Here is a 7,776-nt window from a genome sequence, read left to right as displayed (position 1 = left end):
CGGGGCCGTCGCACTCACCGCTGCCGCCGAGGCCACCGCCGTGGCGGCACCCACCGCCGTCACGGTCGGCACGGTCGTCGCCGCGGTCACCGTCGTGGCCGCCAGGAGCGCCTGGGCGCGGGCCGCGTCCGCCATAAACGCCGAGAGAAAGATCCGCTCGGCCGGGCTGAGCGCCCGTGAGCGGCCGGATTCGCGGTCCCGCGCGACCACCACGGTCCGCGCCCGCATAAAGGTGATCCGATCCCGGCAGACATTCACCTCGACCTGCGCGGAACTCCGTCCGAGCCGTTCCACGACGAGCCGCACCGACAACGGTTCGGGCTGGTGGTGCAACTGTTCCAGGTAGTCGATCTCGTGCCTGGCGATAATGAACCCGAACGGGAACAGTGATTCCCGCACAGCGATTTCGTGATGACGGAACAGGTCGTAAATCCCCTCCTGGACGTAGCCGACCAGACGGGCGTTGTTGATGTGCCCGTTCTCGTCGACATCGCTCCACCGGGTGGGGCAGGACAGCACGTGCACGCCCGGTCGCTCCGCGCTCACTGCCGGGTCAGCCCGGCAGCGGCGGGGAGCAGCGCGCGCTGCAACCTGGCGTAGTAGCCGGAGTGTTCGGCCGCCATGCGGGCCGCGGTCCACCCCTCCTCGGCAGCCTCGGCGGCCGCCTGGACGACCAGACTGTCCAGCACCGCGTCGACCGCGCGGCACAAATCGTGAACGGCCGCGAGCCGCTCGGTCACATCCGCTCCGCTCCCGGCGTTCCGGGAGGGGAAGGCTGCCAGTGATTCCATCGCGAGCTGAAGGTCGTCGACTCCATCCGGCCGGCTTTCCGCACGGAAATTCCGCATGTTTTTCTCCATGACTCATTCGGCCATTACGGCCCAGTAGCTAGCGTTCGATTACACCGGATCGGCGTCGACCCCCCGACCCCACGACGCTATCCCAGCCGACCGGGGTCGACGGATGGTTTGCCGACCGCGACGGGAAACTGACCTCCATCGGAGTAGTTTGTCGGTGTACACAATATGCCCCATCAGCCGAATGCCGTCCGCAATTCGGGTGGTATCTCCGACGCGCGCCCCCAGATCGTCCCCCTGGGGTCCAAAATCTGCTACCAGCCACTCCACCACCTCGCCTTGTACAGGTGCGTGCCGCGCAGCGACCGCGCTCCCTCCGGCCGGTGCAGGGTGATCACCGAGGTGCACCAGTCGCACGGAGCCGCGTGCTCGGGCACCACCGTGAGCAGCCGGCCGGTACCAGGCTCGTCACCGACGCTCTTGAGGTCCCGCTCGGAAGCCGGATCTGCCAGTCGCACGGCGGCGAAGCGGTCGGTGGCGGGGTCGTAGCACCACAGGCCGGTCAGCGTGGTCACCCAGAACCGCCCCGGAGCCGCCAGCACGGCGGCCAGGTCGTGCCCGCCACGGCCGGGCAACGGGCTGCTCCGCGCCGCGGTGAGGGTGGGTGCGGCCGGGGTTCCGCCGACCCGCAGCGCGGTCAGCGCCGTGTCCCCGAGCACCCAGAGCAGGCCGGTCCGCCCGTCCCAGTGCACCCCGTGCGCACCCGGCAGCGGGAACTCCGCGTACGCCGCGGCCCGCGGGCTCTGCGACGCCGCGTACAGCCGCACCCAGCCGCCGGCGCTCGCCGCCACGGCCACGTTGCCGTCCGGCAGCAGCTCGATGCTGTGCGGGTTGACGGCCGTCCCCAGGTCCGCCGCCCAGTGGATGCGGTTCGTGGTGGTCTCCACGACGGCCGCCAGCCCACCGGAGGCGGTCGTCAGCAGATACCGGCGCCCTTGCCGGACCCGGGACTTCACCTCGTCCGGGTTCGTCCAGCTGCGCGCGGGCGTCAGATCCGCCAACTCCGGTGCCCGGTCCGCACTCCAGCCCCAGACCACCGGCAGCCGGTCCGGGCCGCGATAGGCCATCAGCTCCTCGGCACTCTGCAACACCAGCACACTGCGCGAGGCCTGGTCCACGACCGCGACCTGCCGACCGGGCGACCCGGCCCACGCGCCGCTCCCGGGCGCGCAGAGCAGCAGGGCGACCACAAGGGCCGGCAGTGTTCTCCTCAGCACGCCTTCACCGTCCGTGCTGCGGGCCCGCTCCGCTCGGCGGCGCGTCCGAACGGCCGATCGGCGCGGCGGCTGCTCCGGCCGGCCCCGGTCACCGAGTCCGCCGCCAACGGCGGCGGATCCGCCTCGTTCACCGTCATCCGCACATCGTGGCGCGACGCTTGCACCGACGACCGCCGCGACACGGTCCGGCGCAGCGGCCTGACCGCCGACCGTGCTCGTTCCGCGTCCGGGGATTCAGCGTGCGGCGATCGGCCCTGGATTCGGCATCCGGCGACTCGGCGATCGGCGATTCGGCACCCGGTGGCTCAGCGCCCGGCGGCTCAGCGCCCGGAGACGAGGTCCGCGACCCGGGCGATCGGCGAGGTGGTGGCCCGGCCGGCCGCCTCCTGCCGGTCGGCGGCGTGGTACGCGGCGTACATCGCGTGCACGCCCAGCCAGCGCAGCGGCTCCGGCTCCCAGCGCCGCACGGTGTGGCCCACCCAGGGCAGCCGGGTCAGCTCGGTGTCCCGGCCGAGCACCAGGTCCCGCAGGGTGCGACCGGCCAGGTTGGTGGTGGTCACCCCGCTGCCGACGTACCCGCCCGCCCAGCCGAGCCCGCTCACCCGGTCCAGTTCGACGGTGGCGCACCAGTCCCGGGGCACGCCCAGCACGCCCGCCCAGGCGTGGTCGATCCGGGCGTGCGCGGCAGCCGGGAAGAACCGGTCGAGGATCGCCCGCAGCTGGCGCACCGTCTCCACCTGGGTGCTGCCGTCCGAGTCCGTCCGCGAGCCGAACCGGTACGGCACACCCCGCCCGCCCAGCGCGATCCGGTCGTCCACGGTGCGCTGCGCGTACATGTAGGCATGCGCGAAGTCGCCCAGCACCTCCCGGCCGTGCCAGCCGGTCTCCGCCCAGAACTCGGCGGGCAGCGGCTCGGTGGCGACCATCGCGGAGTTCATCGGCAGCCAGGTCCGCTTCTCGCCGCGCAGCCCGGCGGTGAACCCCTCGGTGGCCCGCAGCACATGGTCGGCGGTGACGGTGCCGTACGAGGTGACGGCGCGTGGCTTGCGGTAGCCGGAGCCGGGCAGGATCGCGGTGACCGCCGTCCCCTCGTACACCTCGACGCCCAACCCGCGCACGGTGCGCGCGAGGCCCCGGGCAAGCCTGGCGGGCTGGATGCGGGCCCCGTACGGGCTCCAGCAGCCACCGAGGGCGCCGTCGACGTCGATCCGCTCCCTTGCCTCCTTCCCGCCGAGCAGCTCGACGCGCCCTTCCCCGTAGGCCCGCTCACTCTCGACGTGGGCGCGCAGTCGCTCCAACTGCGGCTTGCTGCGGGCCACTTCGAGCACGCCGCCGCGGACGATGTCCGCCTCGATCCCCTCGGTGGCGGCAGTGTCGACGACCTCCCCGACCGCCTCGTCCATCATCCGCTGCATCGCGGCCGCCCGCTGCTGCCCGTACCGCTTGGCGAACGCACCGCGCCCCGCGAAGCCGTTGTACAGCCAGCCGCCGTTGCGGCCGGAGGCGCCGTAGCCGCAGAAGCGCTGTTCGAGGACGGCGATCCGGAGGGAGGGGTCGGCCTTCTTCAGGTAGTACGCCGTCCAGAGCCCGGTGTACCCGCCGCCGACGATGCACACGTCGACGTCCCGGTCCCCCGGCAGCCCGGGCCCCGGCTCGGGCACCCCGTCCGCCGCGTACCAGAACGACACCTCGCCGTTGACCGCCGCCACCGGAAACCTCCCACACCCTCGCCGACCTGCCCGGACGCTACCTCCGGAGCTTCGGCACCAACCACCCCTCACACTGCAAGGATCGCCGTCCCGGATCAGCCACTCTGTCAGTCCCGCAGCAGTTCCAGGGCTCGCGTCCAGCTGTACGAGCCGGGCGCGAAGTCCGCGATCCGCACCCCCATCCGCCGCAGCTTCGCCAGGCTCTCCTCGTACGCGGGGTGCGCCGCCTGCGCCGCGCTCAGACACGGCTGCACGGCCACCGGAACGCCCCAGCCGTACGACTCGCAGAGAATCCCCAGGGCGAGGGTGTCCGAGATGCCCAGGGCCCACTTGTTGATCGTGTTGAAGGTGGCCGGCGAGACGACGACGGCGTCCGGGTCCGGCAGCGGCCGAGGCTCCCCGGGCTTCCGCCAGGAAGAGCGGATCGGATACCCCGTCTGCGCGCTGATCGCGTCCGCGTCGATGAGCGCCATCGCGTTCGGAGTCGCCACCACCCCGACGTCCCACCCCTGCGCCTGCGCAGCGGCGATCAACTCCCCCACCCCGCCCGCGACTCCCGCCGCACACACCACCACGTACAACACCGGCTTCCTGGCCTCGGACACCCTTGGAATCCCCACTCTCGAACCACCAGCGAACCCCAGAACAGTAAGCTGCCCGCGTGATCCGCTCCGTGGTGTTCGACATCGGTGAGACCCTCGTCTCCGACACCCGCTGCTAGGCAGACCGGGCCCGCCGGCTCGGCGTGCCGGCGCACACGATGTCCGCCCTCGTCGGCGGCGCGGTGGTCCAAGGCCGGGACAACGCGGACGCCCTCCGGATCCTCCGCCCCGGCATCGACATCGGCGCCGAGTGGCACGCCCGCCAGGCCGCCGAGGCAGATTGGACGGTCAGCTCACTGACCGGCCTCGCCGACCTCCTCACGGAGCGACAGCGGTCACCACCAAATCCGCATGCACCACCTTCCCGAACTGCTCCGCCACCGCACCCCACCGCCCTCGCGTCAGGTGGTCGACGAGGGCCAGCCCACGGTGCCCCTCGTCCTCGTCCCCGGCCACCAGCAAGGTCGGCAGCACCCGCGACCCGTCCCGCACCGCCACCCGCACAGTCCCGTCGGTGACCCGCCGGACGGAGACGGTCATGTGCGTCAGACACCCCGTCTTCACCGCATTGGCCACCAGCTCACTGACGATCAGCTCCGCCGCGTCGATCACCTGCGGCAGCTCCCACTCCCGGAGCTTCTCCCGGATCAATTCACGGGCTGTCGAGGCCGACTCCGGCAGGTACGGAAGCCGCGCGGTCGCCGGACGGGGACTTCGACCGGGCTGATCGCCCAGCGGGCCCTGAGGACGGCAGGGAATCCTCGAACGCTTCACCTCTACGGGCCTGCTCGTCACGGGTCACTCCTTGGTGTGGTCGGTGGCTGCCGCCTTCCCGCGTCGGCACGACCCTTACGCGAACGGCTCCCGGCCGGCCAACCCGCTGAAGAAGCATGCTCACGACCCCGAGACAGTGACTCCAAGTTGACGTCACCGCACTGTGCGTGGCCCTGCCATCGGCCTACGTCGTCAAGGGAGCGAGCAGTGGACCGTCGGCCGGACCCCCGCCAGGTTGTTGCCGGGCTCCTCGACGACCAGCGCTTCCTGGCAGCGTGCGCAGACCGCGACATGGGAGTCGTGTTCCGCCTCCTCAACTCCCGTGGCGTCAGCACCCGTCGTCTGGCCGCAGCCGCCGACATCACCCAGGGGCGGCTCTACGACTATATGAACGGCAGGACCCGTGTGGAGAAGCTCGTGCTATTCGAGCAGATCTCCGACGCGTTCCACATCCCGGGCCACCTCCTGGGCCTGTCACGACGGCCATGGGAGCCTCTCACTCCCACCCCCGCACCGCCGGCCTCCGTCGCTCCGGCCTCGGCAACCGACAGCGACCTCGCGGCCGTGGAAGCCTTCCGGGCGGCCGACCGCCAGACCGGAGGCGGTCGGCTCTACTACGCGGTCGTACGCCACCTGTCCGCCGTCGTGGCTCCTCGCCTGGTCGACATCGGCAGCAGTCCCCAGGTGTTCGCCGCCGCCTCCGCGCTCACGGAGATGGCCGGGTGGATGGCCCACGACTCCGGCCGGGACGAGGTGGCGGCGAGCCACTTCTCCCGCGCCTTCACCCTCGCCCGGGCAGCGGCCGAGCAGCCGCTCGCCTCCCACATCGCCGCCGGCACCAGCCACCTGGCCCTCCACAGGGGCGATCCCTGCCAGGCTTCGCACTGGGCCGCGATCGGCATCGAACTGGCTCGCCAAGGCCCTCACCTGCCGAGCCTCACGGCCCGGTTGCACGCCGCGCTTGCACGAGCACTCGCCGCCTCCCAGCAGTTCGGACCAGCCGTCCGCTCGCTCGACCTCACGCTCGCCGCACTCACCACACAGGCCGACGAGTCACATCCCTGGTTGAGCCCGTTCGACCACGCCACCTTGGCCGGCGACTCCGCGTTGGTGTTCGCCGACCTCGGACGGCGGGCCGACGCGCTCAGATGTGCCGAACAGGCCGTGGCCCTCCGCGAGGAAGGCCGCGCCCGCTCGCTGGCCTTCAGCCGGGTCACCCTCGCCCGCGCGCACATCCACGACGGCGACCTGGACGCGGCGGTCGCCGTCGGCACCGATCTCCTCGCCACCAGCCCGACCCTCGGATCCGTACGCGTGATCAACCAGCTCGACGGCCTCGTCGAACTCCTCGGCAGGCACCGCGACTACACGCCTGTGCGCGAATACCTGGCACGATTCGACGAGGCGAGACGCACCAGGCTCCTCCTGCTCGCCGACATCATCCCGTCGCCCCGGGGAGGTCCATCGTGAGGCCCGCACCAACCGACACCGAAGCCTGGAACGCCTACCTCGCCGAGGGCAATGCCAAGCAGGCCCGAAAGCGCGTCTCCGCCGACGTCATCCTGCGCGACGAGCACGGCCGCATCCTCACCGTGAACCCCACCTACAAGGACGGCTGGGACCTGCCCGGCGGCATGGCGGAGGCCAACGAGCCACCCCACTCGGCCGCCGTCCGCGAGCTGCGCGAGGAACTCGGCCTCGCCATCACCGTGCACGGCCTTCTGGTCGTGGACTGGGTCGCACCGCACGGACCCTGGGACGACCAGCTCGCCTTCGTCTTCGACGCGGGCGTCCTCGCCCCTGCCCTCGCGGCAGCCCTCCGCCCACACGACGACGAGCTCTCCGAGGCCCGCTTCCTCCCGGCCGCCGAAGCCGCCTCGCACCTCCTCCCTCGCCAGCGCAACCGCCTCCAGACCGCCCTGCGCGCGCTCGCCGACGGACGGACCCGCTACCTGCAAGACGGCGCCGAGCCATGGCGGTTCCGAGCAACCGACTGATCGAAGGAGAAGGACATGACCGAGGACGGCCGGATCTTCCGTGAGGCGTGGATCGCCGGGGTGCGCAGGCACTTCCCCGGCGAGCCGAAGCCCGGCTACGTCGCGCCCTGGGAGGACACTCCCGACTGGGAACGGGCCTCTGCCGCCGCCGTGTTCGGACAGGTCCGCGACTTCGTCGCCGTCAGTGCCGGCGCCACCGCCAAGCTCACCCGCGAGCAGAAGGGCCGCTTCGTCGCGACCTGCTGGATCGCCCAGATCCACAAGCACATCGCTGACCCCAAGCCCGCCTACGTCGCCGACTGGGACGACCTGCCCAAGTGGCAGCAGGAAACCGACGCCGACATCTTCGAAGCCGTCGAACGCCACGTCTGAACCGGGCTCGCCTCTGCGAATCGCAGAGGCGAGCCCCCCGTCCGCGTGGGCCTCAGGTCCGGATCCGGGCCGGTGGGGCGATGGAGGGCGGGGAGCAGCGCGAGGTGGTGGCGCAGACGGTGAGCGGTCTCGGGTTCGGGCCGTCGAGGATCTGGACGGACCAGAGCAGCGGGTAGCTGCCGCCGCAGATGCCGCAGCTCGGGCGGGGCGGCGCGGCGGGCATCGGGGGCGCGACGGGCGGCGGGGGC

General features: G+C 71.9%; 9 protein-coding genes and 2 pseudogenes. 4 read left to right on the top strand and 7 right to left on the bottom strand.

Annotated features, from left to right (window positions below):
- The 5 genes from KS423_RS32185 to KS423_RS32165 form a co-directional block, all read right to left on the bottom strand.
- Positions 1-525 (bottom strand): thioesterase family protein (locus KS423_RS32185; protein WP_224283293.1); only part of this gene is annotated, 525 nt, incomplete at its 3' end.
- A 17-nt stretch (positions 526-542) separates the two neighbouring features.
- Positions 543-860, bottom strand: a complete 318-nt coding sequence (locus KS423_RS32180; RefSeq protein WP_224283292.1) for a hypothetical protein — start codon at positions 858-860, stop codon at positions 543-545.
- 251 nt (positions 861-1,111) lie between these two features.
- Positions 1,112-2,074: a DUF6528 family protein gene (locus KS423_RS32175; protein ID WP_224283291.1), complete on the bottom strand. Its 963-nt coding sequence runs from the start codon at positions 2,072-2,074 to the stop codon at positions 1,112-1,114.
- A gap of 320 nt (positions 2,075-2,394) precedes the next feature.
- On the bottom strand, positions 2,395-3,783 hold the full coding sequence (locus tag KS423_RS32170; RefSeq protein WP_224283290.1) for an FAD-binding oxidoreductase: 1,389 nt from the start codon (positions 3,781-3,783) through the stop codon (positions 2,395-2,397).
- A 107-nt stretch (positions 3,784-3,890) separates the two neighbouring features.
- The gene (locus KS423_RS32165; RefSeq protein WP_224283289.1) at positions 3,891-4,388 is read right to left on the bottom strand and encodes a flavoprotein; all 498 of its coding nucleotides are present in this window, start codon (positions 4,386-4,388) and stop codon (positions 3,891-3,893) included.
- 59 nt (positions 4,389-4,447) lie between these two features.
- Here KS423_RS32165 and KS423_RS32160 point away from each other — a divergent pair.
- Positions 4,448-4,657: pseudogene (locus KS423_RS32160) on the top strand (HAD family hydrolase); the annotation flags it as partial.
- Positions 4,658-4,703: 46 nt separating this feature from the next.
- On the opposite strand, the gene KS423_RS32155 reads toward KS423_RS32160, so the two are convergent.
- A complete protein-coding gene (locus KS423_RS32155; protein ID WP_224283294.1) occupies positions 4,704-5,159 on the bottom strand; it encodes an ATP-binding protein in 456 nt (151 codons plus the stop codon).
- A 207-nt stretch (positions 5,160-5,366) separates the two neighbouring features.
- Between KS423_RS32155 and KS423_RS32150 the strand changes: the two genes are divergently transcribed.
- The 3 genes from KS423_RS32150 to KS423_RS32140 are packed head-to-tail and all read left to right on the top strand — an operon-like array spanning position 5,367 to position 7,528.
- Positions 5,367-6,629, top strand: coding sequence for a helix-turn-helix domain-containing protein (locus tag KS423_RS32150; RefSeq protein WP_224283288.1), 1,263 nt, complete (start codon positions 5,367-5,369; stop codon positions 6,627-6,629).
- Positions 6,626-7,156 carry an NUDIX hydrolase gene (locus KS423_RS32145; RefSeq protein WP_224283287.1) on the top strand — a complete coding sequence of 177 codons (531 nt, stop codon included), beginning with the start codon at positions 6,626-6,628 and terminating at the stop codon, positions 7,154-7,156. Before KS423_RS32150 ends, KS423_RS32145 begins: the two co-directional genes overlap by 4 nt.
- 15 nt (positions 7,157-7,171) lie before the next feature.
- Positions 7,172-7,528, top strand: a complete 357-nt coding sequence (locus KS423_RS32140; protein ID WP_224283286.1) for a hypothetical protein — start codon at positions 7,172-7,174, stop codon at positions 7,526-7,528.
- Between the two features lie 52 nt (positions 7,529-7,580).
- Here KS423_RS32140 and KS423_RS32135 read toward each other — a convergent pair.
- Positions 7,581-7,776 (bottom strand): annotated as a pseudogene (locus tag KS423_RS32135) (hypothetical protein); the annotation flags it as partial.

Origin of the sequence: Streptomyces sp. LS1784, from assembly GCF_020103755.1 — a bacterium.
Taxonomy (GTDB): domain Bacteria; phylum Actinomycetota; class Actinomycetes; order Streptomycetales; family Streptomycetaceae; genus Kitasatospora.
The sequence above is the reverse complement of the archived record's forward strand: the minus strand, read 5'-3'. Positions and strand labels throughout refer to the sequence as shown.

Excerpts from the sequence above, each read along its gene's own strand:
- KS423_RS32180 (WP_224283292.1), bottom strand. The coding sequence starts at position 860 with ATGGAGAAAAACATGCGGAATTTCCGTGCGGAAAGCCGGCCGGATGGA.
- KS423_RS32140 (WP_224283286.1), top strand. The coding sequence starts at position 7,172 with ATGACCGAGGACGGCCGGATCTTCCGTGAGGCGTGGATCGCCGGGGTG.